Here is a 20817-nt window from a genome sequence, read left to right on the forward strand (position 1 = left end):
GGGACACTGTAAGTACAATCGTGTCACTTTTCTAGATTTATCGTTATTGTCCATGAGAATCCACGCTTTTCACCGTTTATATCAACACCGTTTGTCTCTTTCTACCAAGCCGTTTAACGCGCGCGGGTGTAAAGTGGTTCGATGTGAGTTCTGTAAAATCAAACAAGACAGCTGTATCTGTGAACATCAACCAGACGTAAATACGAACGTCGCGACTATGTTGATCTTATCGGACAACGAAATACTTAAGCCAAGTAATACAGGGCGTTTAATCCTTGATACCGTTAAAGAGAGCTACGCCTATCTTTGGCACCGCACTGAGCCGAATCAAGAGATGCTTGATGTCCTGAAAGACGATAAATATCAACCTGTCGTGGTTTTTCCTGAAGACTATACCGATGACAAATCGCGCGTGGTTGCTGACCTCGGTGAAATGCGAGATTCGGACAAGACGTTGCTGCTGATCTTCATTGATGGCAGTTGGCGAGAGGCGCGTCGGATTTTTCGTCGTTCAGAGTATCTGCAAGATCTTCCAGTGCTATCTATTGAACCCGAATCCGTTTCACAATACATGATGCGCAAGTCGGATAACGAACAACACCTATCGACTGCCGAAGTCGCGAGCTTAGTTCTAAAACAAGCTGGGGAAGAACAGGGCGCTCTAACTTTACAGCTGTGGTTTGAGACATTTCGCGAAAGCTACATGCTAAGTAAGACGCGTTATAAGTCGGATCCGTCCCAACCGAGCCTGAATGCTTTCATCAAACACAATAAAAGTGAGACTTCACTCTAACCTTTAACCACTTTGTGCTGACTTGTTGTTCAAACAGACTCGATCACGAGATAAGTTTGTTATCTATCACGGTTTGTAGGGGGAGTGTTATGGATAATGTCCCTTAGTTGTTTAATTTAAAAAATATATTTGCCCGAATTTAGGGAAGAATTGGAGAGATTTAATGTATTACGGCTTCGATGTTGGCGGCACAAAAATTGAATTTGGTGCGTTCAATGACAAACTTGAACGAGTAGCAACAGAACGCGTACCAACGCCGACTGAAGATTATCAACTGCTGCTTGATACGATTGCCGATTTGGTAAAGAAGTACGACAGCGAATTTTCTTGCGAAGGTAAAATTGGTCTTGGTCTTCCTGGTATGGAAGATGCTGACGACGGCACAATGCTGGTTGTTAACGTGCCAGCTTCGACGGGGAAACCACTACGTAAAGACCTAGAAGCACTTATTGGTCGTAGTGTGAAGATTGAGAATGATGCGAACTGTTTTGCGCTTTCTGAAGCGTGGGATGACGAGCTTAAAGATGAACCATCAGTAACTGGCCTAATCCTAGGTACTGGCTTCGGTGGTGGTTTAATATACGAAGGAAAAGTGTTCTCTGGTCGTAACCACGTTGCAGGTGAATTGGGCCACATGCGCCTTCCTCTTGATGCTTGGTTCCACCTTGGCGATAACGCGCCGCTACTAGGTTGTGGTTGTGGCAAGAAAGGTTGTCTGGATAGCTACCTGTCAGGTCGTGGCTTTGAGTTGATTTACGAGCACTATTTCGGTGAGAAGAAGAAAGCGATTGAGATCATTCAAGCGTACAACGAAGGTGAAGCGAAAGCCGCTGAACACGTTGATCGTTTTATGGAGCTATTAGCTATCTGTTTCGCGAACCTATTTACCGGTCTTGACCCACACGTAGTTGCATTGGGCGGCGGCCTTTCAAACTTCGAACTTATCTACGAAGAGATGCCAAAGCGTGTGCCTAAATACCTGCTTTCTGTAGCTAAGTGTCCAAAGATCATCAAAGCGAAGCACGGTGATTCAGGCGGTGTTCGTGGCGCTGCATTCCTTAACATCAAGTAATCTCTACTTAACGTTGAGCTAGTTAAAACGCATATATAAAAATGCCGCAATCTCAAAAGAGGTTGCGGCATTTTTTATTTTTCAGTGCTCTCGTTTCTTTAACTCTCAACGAAAAGCTAGAAGCTAAATATCAAGAAAAAGAGCCCAAGACTTACTTCTTCTTTTTACCAACACCAAGGTTGTCTTTTTGCTTCAACGTAAGCTTAGTAAAGCCAAGCTTACGGAAGTAGTTGTCTTGGTAGTTGCGAACCGCTTTAGTATCAGAAATCAACTCAAGCTGTTGCTCAGTTTTAAGATACTCAGAGATGTCGATACCTTCCGCTGCAGCTACAGCTTCTTGGATCGTGCGGTGTTCTTGTTTTGAAAACAGTAACTCTTTGTCTTCATCTTTGTAAGTGTACAGAATGGTACGAGCCATGGTGCTCTCCAATAGAATTATTACTTTGCGCGCACTCTACATAAAAAGCGTACGTGGCTCAAGGTAATGGTAAGAAACCTTAAGATTATCGGTGTAAACGTTTAGCGTTATTTAAGCTTTTGCTTTTTAGGGACTAGACAGGTTGTCTTTTACGAAACTAACAGAAAGCCCCTTAACATCGAAAGCTCGATAGAAGGGGCTGGTCTATGTCTTGGCAAGGAGCTTCTAAGTCAACCAAAGAACGGCTTAGTCAATTTAGGTCTCATTGAACCTTCAATCAAACACGGCCTTGCAGTGGAATGATCGTTACTGTCTCGCCAACTTTTACGGTATCAACCGCTGGAGAGATTTCGATTAAGCAGTTCGCTTCGCTCATTGAACGTAGAATACCTGAACCTTGCTTACCGGTTGTTTTCACTTCAAGTACGCCGGATTCGTTCATTGAGAACACACCGCGGCTGAACTCAGTACGACCTTGACGAGATCGTAATTGCTCAGTCGCTACCGCATTCGCTTTTACTGGTGTCCAGTTTGTTTGACCTTGCAGCTTGCGGATCGCTGGCTCTACAAAGTTGATGAATGACACCATGACTGCTACTGGGTTGCCCGGCAAACCAAAGAAAGGTTTGTTTTCAATTTTACCGTAAGCTAATGGGCGACCTGGACGCATGTTGATACGCCAGAAGTTAATTTCACCCAGCTTATCCAACGCAAGCTTAATGTAATCCGCGTCACCAACAGATACGCCACCAGAAGTCAGGACCATATCGGTTTCAAGCGATGCTGAATGCAGTACATCCATCATCTTCTGCTCATCATCTTCAATGATGCCATAATCAACAATGTCACAACCCAGCTTTTGAAGCATACCGATGATAGTAAAACGGTTTGAATCGTAGATAGAATTAGGTTTCTGCTCGCTACCTGGTGCTTGAACTTCATCACCTGTCGAGAATACGCCAACTTTCACTTTACGTAGAACAGGGCAGGTACCGAAACCCAGTGATGCCATCATGCCTATTTCTGGCGCTTCAATTCGCGTACCATGAGTAAAGACAGGTTGGCCGATTTCTAAATCTTCACCCGCCATACGGACATTTTGTCCTACCGAGATTTTCGCGTCAGGGAAGCTAACAGTGTCGCCTTCTTGGAAGGCTTGCTCTCGCATCACAACAACATCAACACCTTCCGGCATTGGCGCACCTGTCATGATCTTAACCGCTTCACCTTGTTGAACTGTCTTGTCGTAGCTGTGTCCTGCCATAACTTCAGCAACAACGTGGTAGCTATCCAGATCTAAATCTTCACTACGAATAGCGTAGCCGTCCATTGCAGAGTTCGTGTTCTGAGGTACATTGATTGGTGAAATAACATCTTCCGCCAATACGCGACCATACCCTTGTTCTAGGGCAACAGATTCCGTCAGCTCAAGTGCATCAATGCTATCAACAATCTTTTGCTGACCTTGAGTCACGGTAAGACCAGCAGGGGAGAAAGAGTCGCAACATACAACTGGTGTATTATCTTTTGACGATGAGCACGCCGCTGCTTTGCTTGTTTTCGATACAGGATCAAATGACTGAGCGTATTCAATGATGAAATCACGAATTGCTTCTAAGTCACTGATCGCCATTTGTGGTAGGTCAGATTCGACTTTGCTGTCTGCAGCGATAGCAATGATGTTGTCATCGTTTGGATAAAGCCAAGGTTTACCCACTTCATCACGGTGAAGCTCGATTTTTGGGAAAGCGATGTTCTTGCAGCCTTCAACCAAAATTAAATCAAGCGTGCTCGTATCGAAGCGCGTTAGTAGGTAATCAAAATCCGCTTCTGCTTCCGGTGTTTCTGTCATCATGACATTGCGGTTGCGAGAACTGATCAACGTTTGGTTCGCGCCTGCTTTGCGTAAGCGATAGCTGTCTTTGCCCGGCTTATCGACATCAAAATCGTGGTGAGCATGTTTAAGAACGCCAACTTTTAAACCTGCGTCGGTTAACAAAGGTAACAAGGCTTCAAGTACAGTTGTTTTACCTGTGCCGCTGTAGGCAGCAAAACCTAATAACGGCAAGTTAGGGCGTTGTTTTGAATCTTTCATTATTGAAGCGTTCCGAATTGGGTGAGTTCTTCTGGTGTATTAAGGTTTACAAAGCAGTTCGGAGCATCGCTGAAATCAACGTACTCCGTGACGCACTCTTTGTAGAGCAAGATTATCTTGCGATCGCCACGTTCTAAAAAGGCTTCTAGCTTTGGAAGAACACGCTTGTGGAATAGGGTAAACACGGGTTGTTTAAATTCACCATCGTGAGCCACAAGAATGTCACTGTCTTCTTTTACTGCCGCACAAAAGCGTTCTACGAGATCATCACTGATTTGTGGGCTGTCACACGGGACAAAACCGACCCAATCTGTGGTCGCGTTTTTAAGACCAGCATGAATACCGCCCAATGGACCTGGATAATCAGGGAAGGAATCGGAAACAACCGGAGCGAATGCTTGGTAACTCTCTAAGTTACGGTTGGCATTGATGGTGATGCTGACATCTTGTTGTGACAGCTTGTCTATAACGTATTGAATAAGCGGGGAACCGTTGAGCTCAACAAGTCCTTTATCTCTTCCGCCCATACGGCTGGCTTGTCCGCCAGCCAAAATAACCCAACTAGTTTGCGTTGGAAGCAGCATAAATATTCTCTTGTGCTTTGTTCTTTTTAATTACTTGCAGAAGCGGTGACTCGGTCAGGGTGTTGTCTTTGATCCACCATTGCTTCTTACACAAATCGGTTAACGCGTTGGTTTGGTGGCTTGTAATGACTAAACTCGCGCCTCTCTGAAGAAGATCTTCGGCCATAATCACCAATCTTTCAATAGATTCTTTGTCTAAAGAAGCACTTGGTTCATCCATAAGCAAGATTGAAGGCTTAAGAATCCAAGCTCGTGCCATTGCTACGCGTTGGCGTTCACCACCAGACAACACCGAAATGTGTTCATCTGCTAGGGTTTCTAAACCTACCATCCTCAACGCATTAATTATTTGAGCTCGCTTATCTTTTTGGCTCTCTTTGTTAAAGCGAATCCCATAAGCGACATTTTGGTACACAGAACCATCAAATAGGTAAGGTGTCTGATGCAGATAGATGATGTCTTTGAACTTGAGTCGAGGAAATAGTTTCTGCTGCCAGCTCTGAATTGGAGACTGAATACGGCCAGAGCTTGGCTGAATTAATCCAGACAAGATTTTAAGTAGGGTCGTTTTACCAACACCATTGTCTCCTTTGAGATAAATGGCATCGTTGGGACCGATCGACAGTTCGGGAATGTGGAACAAAACACGCTCTTTGTAGCGCATTGAAATTTGCTGCGTTGTTATTTTTATACTCATGACAGCGTTCCTAAGTTCGTAAATAGCCTTTTCCTCTCACACTCGAAAGGAAAAAGTTAAGGGCTAATGCCAATGCTAATAACACCATACCGAGGGCGACACCTTGAGCGAATGCGCCTTTGTGGCTTTCCATAGCGATAGCTGTTGGGATGTTTCTTGTCATCCCCATAATGTTGCCACCAACCATCATTGAACAACCTACCTCAGTAACGATACGAGAGAAGGCAGCGATAGTCGCAGCTAAAAGAGGGAAGCGTGTTTCCCAAATCAAGGTACACGCTACACGTGTTGTTGATACGCCAAGCGTGCGCGCAGTTTCTACCGCACGACGGTCACTAGCCTGCAGAGCACCGTGCATCATAGCAACTAGGATTGGAAAACAGATCAGCATCTGACCGAGAATCATCGCCTTTTGAGTGAACAGCAATTGCCAATCACCTAGCGGGCCAGAGCGAGAAAGCATCATGTACATCAACAAACCAATAACCACAGTAGGGATCGCTTGCAGGGTGTTGATCACCGAAAGCAGAGCCCATTTGCCGGGGAACTCGGTATAAGCCAATAAGAAAGCCATAAGGATTGCAGGAACAATCACTAATGAGATGGCGGACAAAGATACGCTGAAGGAAACCGCGACGATTTGCCACAATTCGTGGTCAAAACTCACTAGTAGATTCATTGCATCAATCGTTGTTTGCCATAGGGTCATGAAGTATCTCGTGTGAATCGATAATAGGTTTTTATCGGTAATAACTGATGTTAATCATAGCTGACACACTAGGTTTAAGTATTTATTGGCCAGCTATTGTTTTTAAGCGTGAATGCTTTTAAAGCAAGACGGTTTTTAAAACGAAATTGCTTAGGTGCCTCATTAACTGTTTAATAAAGCGTAGCGCTAATTGATTAATGTTGAACCTTTAGCGCTACTTTTTACTTAAAGAAAACGACTCTTCACTTACAACAAACTATTCTGCGCTTGCAACAAACAGTTGTTTACCGTGCAGTTTGAAGTCGTTAATCAGTTTCTGGCCTTTAGGGTTAACCAACCAATCACTGAATACTTTCGCTGCTTGGTAGTTAATGCTTGGGTAACGCTCAGGGTTAACAAGAATCACTTGGTAAGGGTTAAATAAGTTTTTGTCACCTTGGAAAAGGATTTTTAGGTCCAGTTTATTTTGGTAAGCCAGCCAAGTACCACGGTCTGTCATGGTGTAACCTTGCATCTCCGACGCCATGTTCAGAGTAGGGCCCATGCCTTGACCAACGCTGCGGTAACCGCCAAAGTTAGGCTCCATCTTAGTTTGAGCCCAGATACCCATTTCTTTCTTATGTGTACCTGAATCATCACCACGAGATACAAACGTCACGTTATTCGTCGCGATCGCTTTAAACACATCAGCTACAGCTTTTTGAGATTCAACTTTCGCAGGGTCACTTTCAGGACCAACGATAACAAAATCGTTGTACATCAGCTTACGAGGAAGTACGCCGTAGCCTTTTTCAACAAAGTTAGCTTCAGCTTTTGGAGCGTGGGTCATCACCAAATCCACATCACCGTTTTCGCCCATGCGAAGTGATTTACCTGTGCCTGCTGCTAAAACATCAACCTTGATACCGGAATCCTTTTCGAACTCAGGCAATAAGTAGTCCAGTAGACCAGAGTGATAAGTACTTGTCGTTGTCGCCAACTTGATATGAGTGATGTCTTCCGCGCTGCTAGCCGTGTAACTGACGATAGATAGAGCTGCAATAGTTAGGGGAATTGCTTTCATTATTATTATGTCCATTCTGTTATAAATGAATGACATGCCTTCAGTTCTAAAGGGCTCAAAAAAAGGCATGTGCATAAGACGCTAATTATTGTAATTAGAAATCTACACCTTATAAGCAATCTTAATGCCAATAAATCATGCATCAGATCTCATTAAATTGCTGTTATTTCGGACAAAACTGCGTCATTTACCTCGTTAAAATGAAACAAAACATGAGCTAGGACAAAATGTCGCACATTGTCCCTGTTGAACAAAAGGTTAATTGGTACACTCTGTCCCAACTTTCCCTAACGGCTGCTCATTATGTCTTTACCTAGTTCAAACGCCTCTAACCTCAATCCAAACACTTTGACCCAATATCAGGCGTTTTCTGTCCTAGTGGTCGATGATGAAATTGGTATGCAGGCAATTTTAAAGAAAGCACTAGGGAAGTTCTTTGGCAAGGTATCCAGTGCGGGGTCGGTAGAAGAGGCTGAAACGCTGCGCTCGAACGAACATTTTGATCTGATTGTTCTTGATATCAACCTACCAGGACGTTCTGGCATTGAGTGGGAAGAGGCGTTTAATGACAATGACAAACGCGCCGATGTGATTTTCATGACGGGTTATGCTGATCTAGAGATGACCATATCTGCACTTAAGCTTGGTGCGTCAGATTTTATTCTTAAGCCATTCAACCTCGAACAGATGATACAAGCGGTTCTGCGTTGTATGGATAAGCGACTCGACCAAAGAATGCAGTACGCGTTAAAGCGTGATGTTAGTCGTCATATCAAGACCGAATTGATCGGCAATTCAGACAAGACCAAACAGCTTAAACTGTTGATCAGTCAATTTGCACCATCAAGAGCATCGGTGTTAATAGAAGGTGAGTCAGGTACGGGTAAAGAGTTGGTTGCGCGTGGTGTACATGAAGCCAGCAAACGCACCGGACCATTTGTACCAATCAACTGTGGTGCGATAGCTCCGGAGCTTCTCGAAAGTGAATTGTTTGGACACACCTCTGGCGCATTTACTGGTGCGAAGAAAAACCGTGAGGGTCTGTTCAGAGTCGCAAGTGGTGGCACCTTGTTCCTTGATGAAATAGGTGAAATGCCACTGCCAATGCAAGCTGCGTTGTTACGTGTGTTAGAACAAAGAACGATTCGTCCAGTCGGTAGCGAGAAGGAAATTGCCGTTGATGTACGCGTGGTGGCAGCAACCAACAGAAATCTTCAGGAAGAGGTTGATAAAGGGCACTTTCGCCGCGATCTGTTCTACCGACTCAATGTACTTAAGATTGATGTTGTGCCACTAAGAGAACGCCCATCAGACTTGATTGAGCTTGTTCCATATTTCACTCGTCTATTGTCGAATGAACTTGGCATGCCCGTTCCCAATTGGGCACATGAAGATATCTTGGCGATGAATGAATACGAATGGCCGGGGAATATACGTGAACTTAAAAACTTAGTCGAACGATGCATTCTTTTAGACAAGCCACCAGCACACTATTGGCGCGAGATTAATGGCGATCCGGTACCTGCAAGCATTTCAGTGACAGTGTCACATGGTGCGGAAATACCAAACTTAAATAATGCAGACGCTGCCGAGGGTTACCCAAACACTTGGACACTGAAAGAAGTAGAGAAATCTCACATAGAACAACTTGTGAGCTTCCATGACGGCAATAAATCAGCGGCTGCGAGAGATCTTGGCGTCGCTCGTAAAACCCTAGAGCGTAAATATAAAGATTGGAACACAGAAGGCTCTGAATATGCCGATTAGACGCCATTGGTGGTCAAAGTGGGCGTTCCGGTTCAAAACCATGGTTCGCTATCGCTTACTATTCCTAACATCTGCTCCGATCATTCTTACGTTGTGTGCGCTTGTGGCTATCACACTGTATTGGTCTGTTCATTACACGTGGCAGGGGGCACTGATTGATGTTGATGAGCGCTTAGACGTGGCAGAGAACAGTATTCACTTGATTCAAAATCAGCAGGCATACAACGTTCGTGCGTTTGCTGAGTCTTATAATTTCCGCGTCAAACTCGGGAGTGATATTTCTAAAAAGGATCTCACGCGTTGGGTTTCTGAAAACAAATCTCGCTATGAGCTCGACTTTCTGCGCTGGCGCAGTGTCGAAAGTATGGCAAAGAAACTCGAATATCTAAATTTGACTCACAAGTCTTCGTTTTTCAGCGTCTTAAGCCGTAGCGAACTCAATCATCTCGATCGGGATCTTGCTAAAAAAGCGGAAGTTCCGATGCTTAATGGCCAAGAAGTTGAGACCCGCGGATTGGTAAGTCGAACCGTCGTATCCGTAAAAGATGGCAATGATAATGTAATTGGTTTTCTTGATGGTGGGATTTTGCTTAATAACAGCACGCAACTTGTCGACCAAATCAGCAATCTTATCTATCCCCAAAGAGAAGACTTTAATCGTCATGTCGGTACCGTCACTGTCTTCCTTGATGATCTTCGTGTGAGCACCAACGTTCCTTTAAGCAGTGAAGACAGTGTAGGGCGGGCCATTGGTACGCGCGTTTCTCATGAGGTTCACTCAAAAGTCCTGAACGAAGGCAAAGAGTGGCTAGATCGAGCGTATGTTTACGATGCTTGGTACATCACGGCTTACCAACCGATCCACGACCAGTTTAATAACGTAATAGGCATGCTGTATACCGGCTATCTAATATGGCCGCTCATTGAAACTTACCTGACTAACCTTGGCGAAATCAGCATTATCATTGTGTTGCTGTTGCTTGCTTCTGGGTTGATCGTTCACCGTGGTGCTCGGGATCTTTTCGACCCAATTGAAAGAATTCATAAAGTGGTGAAGCTCGTGCAATTGGGTAAGGACAAACGTATCGGTACGTTAGGCTTGGATGACCAACACGAGCTTACTCTGCTCGCCAAACAGTTCGACAAGATGCTAGATCTGCTGCACGAACGTAATCAAGAGATTCAACAAGCGGCGTTAGAACTCGAGTGTAAAGTTCACTCTCGTACCGCCAGTTTGAAAGAGAAAACTGAAGAACTGGAACTGCATATCAAGCTTCTCAATCAAGCCCGAGATAAGCTGGTGGTTAATGAAAAGCTAGCAGCACTCGGTGAACTCACGGCAGGCATTGCTCATGAGATCAATAACCCAACGGCAGTTATTCTTGGCAATGTTGAACTGATGAAGTTTGAACTCGGTGATGAAGTGGGCCGTGTCGATGAAGAGGTCCACGCTATCATGGAACAGATTGACCGAATTCGAAATATTACCCGAAGCCTACTTCAATACAGCCGACATGGCGGCGTACAAGACGAAATCACGTGGCAGCATATCAATCCAATTGTGGACGAAAGTATTACGCTCGTAAAAACTGGCGCGAAGAAGAAAGGCATTGTGTATGTCTCGCAATTGAATGCTAGAACCTCCGTAGAAGTGAACCGAAACCAATTGCTGCAGATTCTGGTTAACCTACAAATGAATGCGATTCATGCAATGGATGGACAGGGCACGTTAACGATTTCAAGTGAAGACTGGGTTGAAAATGGCGTGTCTCATGGGGCTATTGTTCATGTCCAAGATGAAGGCTGTGGCATCAAGGAAGAGCAGTTAAAGCGCATCTTCTCACCATTTTATACCACCAAACGCGACGGCACTGGCTTAGGCTTATCAGTATCTCAGAGTATTCTGAGTCAAATTGGCGGCGAGATACGCGTAGAATCTAAAGTGGGTAAAGGAAGCCGTTTTAGTATTTACCTTCAACAAAAAGCGACACCTCAATTATTGGTGTCGAATCTCTAAGTTAATTTTACCGGCTGTCACTCGACAGTTGCACTAAGTGCTTGGCTGTTATTTGAGTTTTCAGCCCAAGCACGAAAATCCCGCACTACTAATCTATCGCAAGCGAGATCTCAACCTCTGCTGATTTGACGAGCACCTCTTTTTGCTTATGTAACACAGTGTATATCTTTCGATCTTGATGCATATCATCTGAACTGTACGAAATTTTGATACCTTGGCCGAAAATCCATAATCAAAACAAATAATAAAGTCAGTCAGCTATGAAATTAAGTAACCTATCTATCAAATCAAAACTCGTCTCCATCGTCATTCTATCGGTTGTTCTCTTGGTAATGGCGTCCACTTTTAATCTAATGCAACAGCGCGCTAGCTCCTTGGAAGAGCGGCAAGATAAACTCAGTGCTCAAGTCGAAACAGCAGTAAGCTTAGCTCAACACTATTATGACCAACGAAATATCCTTGGCGAAGAGACAGCAAAGAAACAAGCACTTCAAGTCATTGAGACGCTTCGCTATGACAGCACCAACTATTTTTGGATCTTAAACCAACAACTCAACATTATTAGTCATCCCCTTAAGCCAGAACTCAATGGCAAGAATGCGGGTAACTTAAGAGACGGTGCGGGCAAGTACCACTGGCGTGAGATGGTGACCATCTCTCAAACTGCACAACAGAAAGGCTTTCTTGACTACCAATGGAAGAGCCCGAATGGAGAGTTAAAAGATAAGATATCGTACGTACAACTTTTTCCTGAATGGAATTGGGTGCTAGGTTCTGGAATATTGGTCGCTGATATTCAAGATGCATTCTACGCGTTGGCGATTAAAGAAGGAATGGTTGCGGTTGTGTTGTCTGGCCTACTGTTTGCAATGGGCTACGCGATATCCAATAACATCCTTGTACCTCTTAATAAGCTTATCGATAACACCCATAAGATTGCCGATGGCGACCTTCGTGTACGTATGAACATGACGCGCAAAGATGAGCTGGGTGATATGAGCCAACAGATCGACACCATGCTTGATAAGCTGCAAAGTACACTACGTACCGCTAATGAATCTGCGGATCTATCGAGCAATATGGCAAGTCACATTGCTCAAGCGAGTGAAGAGGCGGCGACCAGTGTCAACTCGCAACATGCTCAGCTTGAATTATTGTCTACTGCGATGACAGAAATGAGCGCCACTATTTCAGATGTCGCGGTCAACGCAGAGAGCACGGCGGCAAGTACCAATAAAGTCGTCGATCATGCCAACCAAAACGATGACAACATGCAGGTCACTTCTAAAACTATCTCTCAAGTTTCAGAGAACATCTCTACGGCTAACGAATTGGTAAGAGACCTACAATCCGGCGTAAGCGAGATAAGTCAAGTTGTCAGCGTCATTCGTGATGTGTCAGAACAAACGAACTTATTAGCGCTTAACGCAGCAATAGAGGCCGCACGTGCAGGAGAGCAAGGAAGAGGGTTCGCGGTTGTCGCGGATGAAGTCCGTAATCTTGCTAGCCGCACTCAAAATTCAACGAACGAAGTTCAATCCACAATTGAAAAACTGACTCAACAAGCGGAACGCACCTTCAAAGCAATGCAAAGCAGCAATGAGAAGGTTGACCACAGTGTTGTCGCATCTAACGAGACTCGCCAACAACTTGATGTGATTGTGAATGAGCTTCACAACGCCAATGACATGGTCGCACAAATCGCAGCGGCTTCAGAACAGCAAAGTACGGTAGCAACTGAAATGAGTGAAAGTGTCACTGGGATTCACCTAGCTGCAAATGAAGTACTTCAGGCCTCACAATCGCTAGCAGAAGACAGCCAGAAAATGGCCAACACAACAGAGCACCTTACTGAACAGTTGAAATACTTTAAGGTATAAATCTAGCAGCCCTTACTCTTAGCGCAGACAAATCGAATAAAAAAACACCTCCGCACTCGAGATAAGTCCGGAGGTGTTTTCGTTTATTGGTATCTCGGGGATTAATCCAATCTCCGAACGTTAACCTTAAACCAGCTTCAATTAATGCGCTGCCACTGAAATCTTCGGTGGGTTGATGTTGTGCTTTTTGAACTCTTTCATCACACGCAAGGTAATGTCTGTTTCAAACAACTTTTCATAAGCTGTATCGACGACGTAAGCCTTACAAGTTAACTGTATCGCCAGGTAGTTATCCGTAATCGTCTGTTTAACCAGAACCGTAACAGGCTTAGGCAAGTGGATGTAGCGGCTTGAAGACGCAGCTTCTTGAATCAAATCACGGGCTAGGGTGATGTCTTCATCCATTCCTACGTAAAACGGAATCACGACCTGCATATCCAATGCACCATAGTTACCGCTCGTCGTCACTTCATTTAAGAACTTGTTGTTCGGGATGGTAATGATGTCGTCATTCAAAGTTCTCATACGCACAGAACGCAAACCAATAGTGATAATGTCCCCGTAGTTACCTTCGAACGTGACGCGGTCACCAACTTGGAAAGGTCTATCGATCATCACGGTGATACCTGCGATGAATGACGCTGCCAAGTCTTTAAGCGCAAAGCCAACGGATACAGCGAGGGTACCACCAATCAAAGCCAGAATTTGGTCGTTGATTCTAAAACTCATCATGAACACGATAAGACCGGTGCTCACGTAAATAAAGAACTGAGTAAACGACTGCAGTTTCTGTAGCAACATTCGATATTGCACAAACTGACTACCAAAACTGGTCACCATTGAGTTGATGAACTTGAGCAATAACCACATTGCAGCAATAACAATCATGGAGAAGAACACGCCGCTCCACCGCACAAGGCTAGCTATCTTTGAGATGTTTTCTACATTGGCTAACTCTTCCGTCGCAAAGGTCGGGAAGCTGACAGCACTTGCCAAGCCAACAAATAGTAGGATAAATAACTTCTTCATTTTACTTCACCAGTAGATGTTGACGGTCGAGAACGTTCGTAATATGGCGGAACCAGTGCTCAGAAATCCGAGCCTTTTCTTCATGCCAACCAATATAACCACGGCTTTCAAAGTAACGCAGAATACCCGTTATTTCTGCCGTGCTCAGTTGTGTACATTCAGATAAAACTTCCGGAGATGCGATTTCCAATTGCACGATAGAGCGCAATACAGCCAACATCGGTTTCGGCATATTCTCCAGTTCCTGCGCTTCCGGAACATGGAACAAACGCACCACGGCTTGATCTGTCTCTTTATTTCGGTTCAAAGAGAGTCGGAAGAAACGCAACGCAACGGTAGGGTTACCATCAGAGTAGTGCCACAAGATTCGATAGAAGCCTTGGCGTGCACGTTCTTCTTCACTCATATCATCTTGGTCCCATTGCTTAGGAACCACTAAGCCATCGAACGACAACGGCTTTTCAAGCTCCTTGTTAATACGGCTATTCAAAAGCTCACCAACTTGTTTTTCTGTCCAACGTGGAAGGAAACACACCAAGTCAAACAACAGGCGTTCGCCACGCGCTCTATCAACAAACCGCCAGCTCGATTTGGCAATCGATATCACGACACGGTGGTTCTTTTTAGAGCGACGCAGAAGGTTGGTTAAACGAATCAAATCAGACAAGCCACCGACCATTGGTTTCACCAGTCGTTGTGCGTTATCAATCGCAATCAGATACGTCGTATTGCTCTTACGCAAATGCGCCAAGATCTGAATCTCAGTGGCTTCTTCTTCCAAACCAATACTAACGGCAAGATGCGCTAAAAGTTCTTGGTAACCGGCATAAGGACAGCTCACATAAACGGGCTCTGCGTTAGAGACTTTGTGCAATAAAGTATAAAGCAGCGTCGTCGCGCCAACACCACGTTCGCCTGACACAATACAGATAGCAGGGCTGTCCGACATCAAGTAGCGAGACAGTTGCTTAATTTCGTCACCCGCATAATCAATTAGCGTGCTGTCGATATTACCCGGCAGAATGTATTCATAGGTTTGATCGCCTTTGATTCGAACCAAGTTTTGCTGATTTTTATTAAGATCAGACTGCTTAGCCACTTCGATTCTAAACAGATACGCCAAGGCTTGGCTAAACAGCGTGTAATTGGATAGCAATGCCATGATACGGTGTTGGAAGTTGTACACACTCAACCATACGATGCCAATTGCTGTCGCGAGTATATTCAGTAGGAAGGTATCTTTGCGGTTCACCGCCCAATTCACCCATACCGGACGATCGGAGATGTGTTGCAGAGTATCAAAGACTTTCGCTCGCCATAATCTGAGTACCGAAATGGTAACCAGTACAAACCAGAAAAACAGAGCGCTGTAGATCCAACTATAGATAGTGCCTTTGCCTAACGTAATACTCGAAATTTGCAGAGTCACACCCGCAACAATGAAGCTCCATACATAACGGCGAATAGTCGATAGACGAAGCGCGATCACTTCTTTATTAGATGTACGACCCAAGCGGTAGGCCAGTTCAAGAATAAAGCTGATGGCAATCGAACCACCTAGAATCCACCACGTGAAGATCTCGAGGAAAATCAGATGCTGTAGACTAGGGATACTCGAAAGTACCCTGAGTGAAAGGGTAATCGCAATGAGCCAAGCAATCGCACGATCAGCGCGACTGATATACCAGATTACCCTTACTAAGAAAGGAGGGTTCGTTTTCGCTTCAAGAAAATTAATTCTAAACAACTCGATCAAACGGGTGCTGTTAGCAAGCCACCACACTAAACCAAAGTAGATGAATAGCACTTTTAACGATGCACCAATCACTGGCACCGGCGAAATGAAGATGTCTTTAACAAGCGCTTTAAAGCTACGAATTTGGAAGTAAACAAGATACTCAATATTGAGCTTGGTTAATTCCCACTCTTGCTTAAATTGGGTAACACCATAAGGGCCAAAACCGGTTAAGCGCTCTTTGTTTGCAGAGTTTGTCTGTTCTAACAGGTCCTGCTTACTCACGTTCAAGCTATTCAAAGTGACGTAACTGGTTTGAACGGCAAACCATTGATCGGCGTCGTTGTTATCTCGGTAAGCTTTTATCTGTTGCTCGAAGGTTTTGATCTCTTGCTTTTGGACTCGCAGAACTTCGGCAAGTAAAATGTTGACCTGACGTCTATCCGACGCTTCCATAAAGAGAGGGTCGGGTAACGAATCAATTCGCTCATCAAGGGCAACAGCAGAATCGGATACCTGCGGCTGAGATTGTAAGTCATATTCCAAGTTGGCATGACTAGGCCAAGAGAGAATGGCCAAAGTGAGGATTAAGAAGCGCGATAGTGAACGCATAAAAGTCTCTTAGAATTATGAGGTTAGGATTACTATAGTTAGTTAATCTGACTTTGTGAAATCCAATCCGGTATCGGGGGCGAGTACTTTATTCCTGTTTCGACCGATTTTGTCATGAAATTGTCAGGGATTAGGCTAGTCTTGCCTATGTCCGCTGTTGCTTTGGTCAGGTTAGTTTCACCACGACCAATCAGCATGCGATATATTCAATGGTTGGCATGATTTAGGGCGTTATATGCCGCCAATTACAGGGTATTGTTCGATATTTTGTTTTTCTTGAAAATCGACGGATTTTAGGCAGCAAATTGAAAATCAAAAGTGTGAGTTAGCTCAAACTATGATTTGGCTGGGTTATCACTCACTTAATAGCGGGTAAATGCAATCAATACTTGCAGTTAAAGCCCTGAACAAGTAACGTTGCGACGTTTTTCACATTAAGAAGGTAATGGCATTGATCTCCACAGCAAATATCACCCAACAATTCGGCGCTAAGCCACTTTTCGAAAATATTTCAGTTAAGTTCGGCGAAGGCAACCGCTACGGTTTAATCGGCGCGAATGGCTGTGGTAAATCGACGTTCATGAAGATCCTATCTGGTGAACTAGAGCCGACTTCTGGCAACGTAAGCTACGATCCAAACGAGCGCGTTGCTAAGCTAAACCAAGACCAATTTGCTTACGAAGAATTCACGGTAATCGACACGGTTATCATGGGCCACAAAGAGCTTTGGGCTATTAAGCAAGAACGTGACCGTATTTACTCTTTGCCAGAAATGAGCGAAGAAGACGGCATGAAAGTGGCTGACCTTGAAGTTCAGTTCGCTGAAATGGACGGTTACATGGCAGAAGCGAAAGCGGGTGAGCTTCTTCTTGCTGTAGGTATTGAAGAGTCTATGCACTTCGGTCTAATGAGCGAAGTAGCACCAGGTTGGAAACTTCGTGTTCTATTGTCTCAAGTACTGTTTGCAGACCCGCATATCATGCTTCTTGACGAACCAACGAACAACCTGGATATGGACACGATCAAGTGGTTGGAAGATACGCTAAACCAACGTAACTGCACAATGATCATCATTTCGCACGACCGTCACTTCCTAAACTCTGTTTGTACACACATGGCTGACCTTGATTACGGCGAACTTCGTCTATTCCCAGGTAACTACGATGAGTACATGACGGCTGCGACTCAAGCTCGTGAACGTCTACTGTCTGACAACGCTAAGAAGAAAGCACAAATTGCTGAACTTCAAACGTTCGTATCTCGTTTCTCTGCTAACGCATCTAAAGCGAAGCAAGCAACATCTCGTGCTAAGCAAATCGATAAGATCCAACTAGACGAAGTTAAAGCGTCTAGCCGTCAAAACCCATTCATCCGTTTCGAACAGTCTAAAGAGCTATTCCGTAACGCACTTGTGGTTGAAAACCTATCTCAAGGTTTTGAGGAAGATCTTTACAACAAGTTCGATGCCATCTTCGAAGTAGGTGAGCGTGTTGCTATCATTGGTGAGAATGGTGTGGGTAAAACAACCCTGCTTAACACACTAGCGGGCGCTCTTGAGCCTCGCACTGGTGAATACAAGTGGTCTGAAAACTCAAACATCGGTTACTACGCTCAAGATCACGCACACGATTTCGAGACAGACATGAACCTGTTTGATTGGATGAGCCAATGGCGCCAAGAAGGCGAGGACGAGCAGGTAGTTCGTGGCTTCCTAGGTCGTATGCTATTTGGTCAAGACGACATTAAGAAATCTGTAAAGGTTATCTCTGGTGGTGAGCAAGGTCGTATGCTTCTTGGTAAGATCATGATGCATAAACCAAACATCCTGCTAATGGATGAACCAACAAACCACATGGATATGGAATCTATCGAAGCGCTTAACTTGGCTCTTGAGAACTACAAAGGCACATTGTTCTTCGTATCTCACGACCGTGTATTCGTAGACTCGCTTGCAACTCGTATCCTAGAAATCAAAGATGGCAAGATCAACGATTTCCGCGGTACTTACGCTGAGTTCTTGAAAGCACGTGGCTAATGCCGTGTAGCGACAGTTAATACGTAATAACACGTTAGTACGTATCAAAAAATCAGAAAGGCCTCCATCTAATCAATAAGATGGAGGCCTTTTGTTTTTCCTGTCGGTAATAGATTAAGGCGAACAGCGCACTAATACTTAAACTGCGCCACAATCTTTTCAAGTTTCACACTCACGCTCGAGACTTGTTCACTACAACGCACCGAGCCAGAAACCACAGTATAGGTGTCACTCGCAAGATGAGCGATATCAGTAATGTTTCGGTCAATCTCAACTGAAACCATCGATTGCTCTTCAGAAGCGGTTGAAATCTGACTGTTTAAGTCGAACATCTCACCAACTTGGAAGTGTATTCCTTCAATCGCGTTCACCACGTCTTTGGTTTGACTTTTCACAAGCTCAGTTTGTTCTAAGCTCGCTGACATCTTAGCAACGGTTTTATCAATCCCTGTGGTTAAACCATGAATCGTCGATTCTATTTGATGGGTTGAGTCGTTAGTCATTAACGATAGCTCTCTGACTTCCGACGCAACCACAGCGAACCCTCGTCCATGGTCGCCAGCACGTGCCGCTTCGATCGCTGCATTAAGTGCCAGTAGGTTAGTCTGCTCAGCAATACCTTGAATAGTAGTCACCACTTGATTGATTTCACGGCTCTGCTCTTCAAGCTGAACAATTAGAGCTTGCGACTCTGCAATGTTTTCTACCAAGACATGAATACTATCGTTGGTTGACTGTGTCTTTTGCAGCGCTTGATGGGCGTTCTCTTTTATCTTCTCGGCATTGGTTGCCGCATTTTCGATGTTCGCCGTCACTTCATTACTCGTCATGACTAATTCATTGACTGCCGTCGCTACCGATTCAGATTGCTGCTTTTGTTTCTCGGCATTGCTCATGCTTTTAATTGCCGCTTCTTCAGAGCTGCATGAGCTGTCGGTCAACACAGTCATCACGCCAGACAGCTCTTTAATATTGCCATGCAGTTTATTGATGAAGGTATCGAAGGAGTGCGCCAACTGAGCAAGTTCATCATTGCCTTTTGCGTTCATACGCACGGTTAAGTCGCCATCTCCATTCGCAATCGACTCCATCATCACGTTTATCGCTTTGATTCGCGCAAGTATGTTGCGACCGATGAATACCAACAACAAAGAGAGCAGAGCAACGATAGCCGCACCAAAAAGATGCAGCATATTTTTGGTGTGTGTACTTGCCGCTGTAATCGCTTGGCTTATCTGACTTTGTACTTCGTCAATTGCTTCTTCCGTTTGATGAACATTGCTACGCAAGGCGCCTCTAAGCCCCAATTCTGACGACAACCCTAAATTGCTATTAGCAATCAGTAGAGTTTCAACCGCGGCCTTATATTCGGAATACGCTTGCTCTATTGAAATCGATGTTTGGGAGTAGGGTTCAAACTCAACAAGAGCACTAATTAATGCCGCATATGTTTGGCTATTAATATGTGCAAGATAATGAAAGTCTTTTTCGATCAGTTCTAGCAGCGCAAGTTCCAGTGCCAAACTAGATTCTGATTCGATTGCTGATTTCAGTGCCGTTCTTTTTCCATCGAGTACCGCCACAAACCCCAAAGGTGCGGTTGTGCGTTCGATGTCGTTAACTTGATTGACGATCTGGTGGAACTGTTTCTGGTACTGATGAAGGGTATCGGAGATCTTAGTCATTTGCTCGGACAGATGAAGATTGTGCGAAGCTAGTGTTTGATTCAAAGTTACCAGCCTCTGATTCAATGTGTCGGCGGTTTTGTCGAAACGCTCTGCGTATTTTTGATCGTGACGGGATAAGAAATCTTTCTCATGCCGTCTCAGAGTTAACAAATCGACCGAGCTTCTAAGGTTTTCGGTCGCAGAACGCTCTAGCGATTCCAATTTCTCTAAGCTGAACTGCTCGTAGATCGCATATATCAAAACAGACACAAACAGGGTGAGGTTGATTAAAATAAACTTACTACGAATAGAAAGAGACAGCACACGTTGCTGAGGTTCCAGTGGATTGTTCATGGTTAACTCCCTTTAGCCGATGACGTTTTATATCCATCAATGTTTAATAGTTATTAGATATATTTAAATGATGAATATGTAACTAATAGCTTATGAGGTTATTAAAGCAAGGTTCACTGGTAGCAATACAGGCTGATTATCGTTGATTTGCGTTTACTCAGCTATTTGAGGTGACTCTTTTTCAATACGAAATGAAAAAGCCCTCATTAACATTAATGTCGGCAATCTTTAAGACCGCAGGCATCTCATTTAATGAAGGCTTTTGAGTTGTTTTGGTTAGTTTGCTTATT

At 44.4% G+C, this 20817-nt stretch carries 15 protein-coding genes; 6 read left to right on the plus strand and 9 right to left on the minus strand.

The genetic code is table 11. The features are described 5' to 3' along the window. Positions 1-46 precede the first annotated feature (46 nt). On the plus strand, positions 47-793 hold the full coding sequence (locus OCV56_RS07890; protein WP_086711378.1) for a tRNA-uridine aminocarboxypropyltransferase: 747 nt from the start codon (positions 47-49) through the stop codon (positions 791-793). A 163-nt stretch (positions 794-956) separates the two neighbouring features. Further along, positions 957-1865, plus strand: a complete 909-nt coding sequence (nagK, locus tag OCV56_RS07895; protein ID WP_086711379.1) for an N-acetylglucosamine kinase — start codon at positions 957-959, stop codon at positions 1863-1865. Positions 1866-2016: 151 nt separating this feature from the next. Here nagK and OCV56_RS07900 read toward each other — a convergent pair whose 3' ends face one another. The 6 genes from OCV56_RS07900 to OCV56_RS07925 form a co-directional block, all read right to left on the minus strand. Next, positions 2017-2283 (minus strand): DUF2960 family protein, encoded by a 267-nt coding sequence (locus tag OCV56_RS07900; protein ID WP_017063882.1) that lies wholly within the window; start codon positions 2281-2283, stop codon positions 2017-2019. 277 nt (positions 2284-2560) lie between these two features. Continuing rightward, positions 2561-4378 carry a bifunctional molybdopterin-guanine dinucleotide biosynthesis adaptor protein MobB/molybdopterin molybdotransferase MoeA gene (locus tag OCV56_RS07905; RefSeq protein ID WP_086711382.1) on the minus strand — a complete coding sequence of 606 codons (1818 nt, stop codon included), beginning with the start codon at positions 4376-4378 and terminating at the stop codon, positions 2561-2563. After that, positions 4378-4962: a molybdenum cofactor guanylyltransferase MobA gene (mobA, locus tag OCV56_RS07910; RefSeq protein WP_086711384.1), complete on the minus strand. Its 585-nt coding sequence runs from the start codon at positions 4960-4962 to the stop codon at positions 4378-4380. Before mobA ends, OCV56_RS07905 begins: the two co-directional genes overlap by 1 nt. Next, positions 4940-5659: an energy-coupling factor ABC transporter ATP-binding protein gene (locus OCV56_RS07915; protein ID WP_086711386.1), complete on the minus strand. Its 720-nt coding sequence runs from the start codon at positions 5657-5659 to the stop codon at positions 4940-4942. The genes mobA and OCV56_RS07915 overlap by 23 nt, the downstream gene beginning before the upstream one ends. Before the next feature lie 10 nt (positions 5660-5669). Then, complete coding sequence (locus tag OCV56_RS07920) at positions 5670-6368, minus strand: ABC transporter permease (RefSeq protein ID WP_009846742.1); 699 nt, start codon at positions 6366-6368, stop codon at positions 5670-5672. Positions 6369-6624: 256 nt separating this feature from the next. Continuing rightward, entirely contained in the window at positions 6625-7431 is an 807-nt protein-coding gene (locus tag OCV56_RS07925) for a substrate-binding domain-containing protein (protein WP_086711388.1), read from the minus strand. Between the two features lie 303 nt (positions 7432-7734). On the opposite strand from OCV56_RS07925, the gene OCV56_RS07930 reads away from it, so the two are divergent. From OCV56_RS07930 to OCV56_RS07940, 3 genes are all read left to right on the plus strand, one after another. Continuing rightward, complete coding sequence (locus OCV56_RS07930) at positions 7735-9198, plus strand: sigma-54-dependent transcriptional regulator (RefSeq protein ID WP_086711390.1); 1464 nt, start codon at positions 7735-7737, stop codon at positions 9196-9198. Further along, the gene (locus OCV56_RS07935; protein ID WP_086711392.1) at positions 9188-11215 is read left to right on the plus strand and encodes a sensor histidine kinase; all 2028 of its coding nucleotides are present in this window, start codon (positions 9188-9190) and stop codon (positions 11213-11215) included. Before OCV56_RS07930 ends, OCV56_RS07935 begins: the two co-directional genes overlap by 11 nt. A 260-nt stretch (positions 11216-11475) precedes the next feature. Further along, the gene (locus OCV56_RS07940; protein WP_086711393.1) at positions 11476-13095 is read left to right on the plus strand and encodes a methyl-accepting chemotaxis protein; all 1620 of its coding nucleotides are present in this window, start codon (positions 11476-11478) and stop codon (positions 13093-13095) included. Positions 13096-13236: 141 nt separating this feature from the next. On the opposite strand, the gene OCV56_RS07945 is transcribed toward OCV56_RS07940, so the two are convergent. Beyond that, complete coding sequence (locus OCV56_RS07945; protein ID WP_048612067.1) at positions 13237-14124, minus strand: mechanosensitive ion channel family protein; 888 nt, start codon at positions 14122-14124, stop codon at positions 13237-13239. 1 nt (position 14125) lies between these two features. Further along, entirely contained in the window at positions 14126-16471 is a 2346-nt protein-coding gene (locus tag OCV56_RS07950; protein WP_086711395.1) for an ATP-binding protein, read from the minus strand. 451 nt (positions 16472-16922) lie between these two features. On the opposite strand from OCV56_RS07950, the gene OCV56_RS07955 reads away from it, so the two are divergent. Then, positions 16923-18506 carry an ABC-F family ATPase gene (locus OCV56_RS07955; protein WP_086711529.1) on the plus strand — a complete coding sequence of 528 codons (1584 nt, stop codon included), beginning with the start codon at positions 16923-16925 and terminating at the stop codon, positions 18504-18506. A 131-nt stretch (positions 18507-18637) separates the two neighbouring features. Here the strand turns inward: OCV56_RS07955 and OCV56_RS07960 are convergent, their stop codons facing one another. Continuing rightward, entirely contained in the window at positions 18638-20527 is a 1890-nt protein-coding gene (locus tag OCV56_RS07960) for a methyl-accepting chemotaxis protein (protein ID WP_086711398.1), read from the minus strand. Between the last annotated feature and the right edge of the window lie 290 nt (positions 20528-20817).

Source organism: Vibrio gigantis (assembly GCF_024347515.1).
GTDB lineage: Bacteria > Pseudomonadota > Gammaproteobacteria > Enterobacterales > Vibrionaceae > Vibrio > Vibrio gigantis.

Excerpts from the sequence above, each read along its gene's own strand:
- OCV56_RS07930 (WP_086711390.1), top strand. The coding sequence starts at position 7,735 with ATGTCTTTACCTAGTTCAAACGCCTCTAACCTCAATCCAAACACTTTG.
- OCV56_RS07940 (WP_086711393.1), top strand. The coding sequence starts at position 11,476 with ATGAAATTAAGTAACCTATCTATCAAATCAAAACTCGTCTCCATCGTC.
- OCV56_RS07960 (WP_086711398.1), bottom strand. The coding sequence starts at position 20,527 with ATGAACAATCCACTGGAACCTCAGCAACGTGTGCTGTCTCTTTCTATT.
- OCV56_RS07950 (WP_086711395.1), bottom strand. The coding sequence starts at position 16,471 with ATGCGTTCACTATCGCGCTTCTTAATCCTCACTTTGGCCATTCTCTCT.
- OCV56_RS07920 (WP_009846742.1), bottom strand. The coding sequence starts at position 6,368 with ATGACCCTATGGCAAACAACGATTGATGCAATGAATCTACTAGTGAGT.
- OCV56_RS07915 (WP_086711386.1), bottom strand. The coding sequence starts at position 5,659 with ATGAGTATAAAAATAACAACGCAGCAAATTTCAATGCGCTACAAAGAG.
- OCV56_RS07900 (WP_017063882.1), bottom strand. The coding sequence starts at position 2,283 with ATGGCTCGTACCATTCTGTACACTTACAAAGATGAAGACAAAGAGTTA.
- nagK (WP_086711379.1), top strand. The coding sequence starts at position 957 with ATGTATTACGGCTTCGATGTTGGCGGCACAAAAATTGAATTTGGTGCG.
- mobA (WP_086711384.1), bottom strand. The coding sequence starts at position 4,962 with ATGCTGCTTCCAACGCAAACTAGTTGGGTTATTTTGGCTGGCGGACAA.
- OCV56_RS07925 (WP_086711388.1), bottom strand. The coding sequence starts at position 7,431 with ATGAAAGCAATTCCCCTAACTATTGCAGCTCTATCTATCGTCAGTTAC.
- OCV56_RS07935 (WP_086711392.1), top strand. The coding sequence starts at position 9,188 with ATGCCGATTAGACGCCATTGGTGGTCAAAGTGGGCGTTCCGGTTCAAA.
- OCV56_RS07945 (WP_048612067.1), bottom strand. The coding sequence starts at position 14,124 with ATGAAGAAGTTATTTATCCTACTATTTGTTGGCTTGGCAAGTGCTGTC.
- OCV56_RS07905 (WP_086711382.1), bottom strand. The coding sequence starts at position 4,378 with ATGAAAGATTCAAAACAACGCCCTAACTTGCCGTTATTAGGTTTTGCT.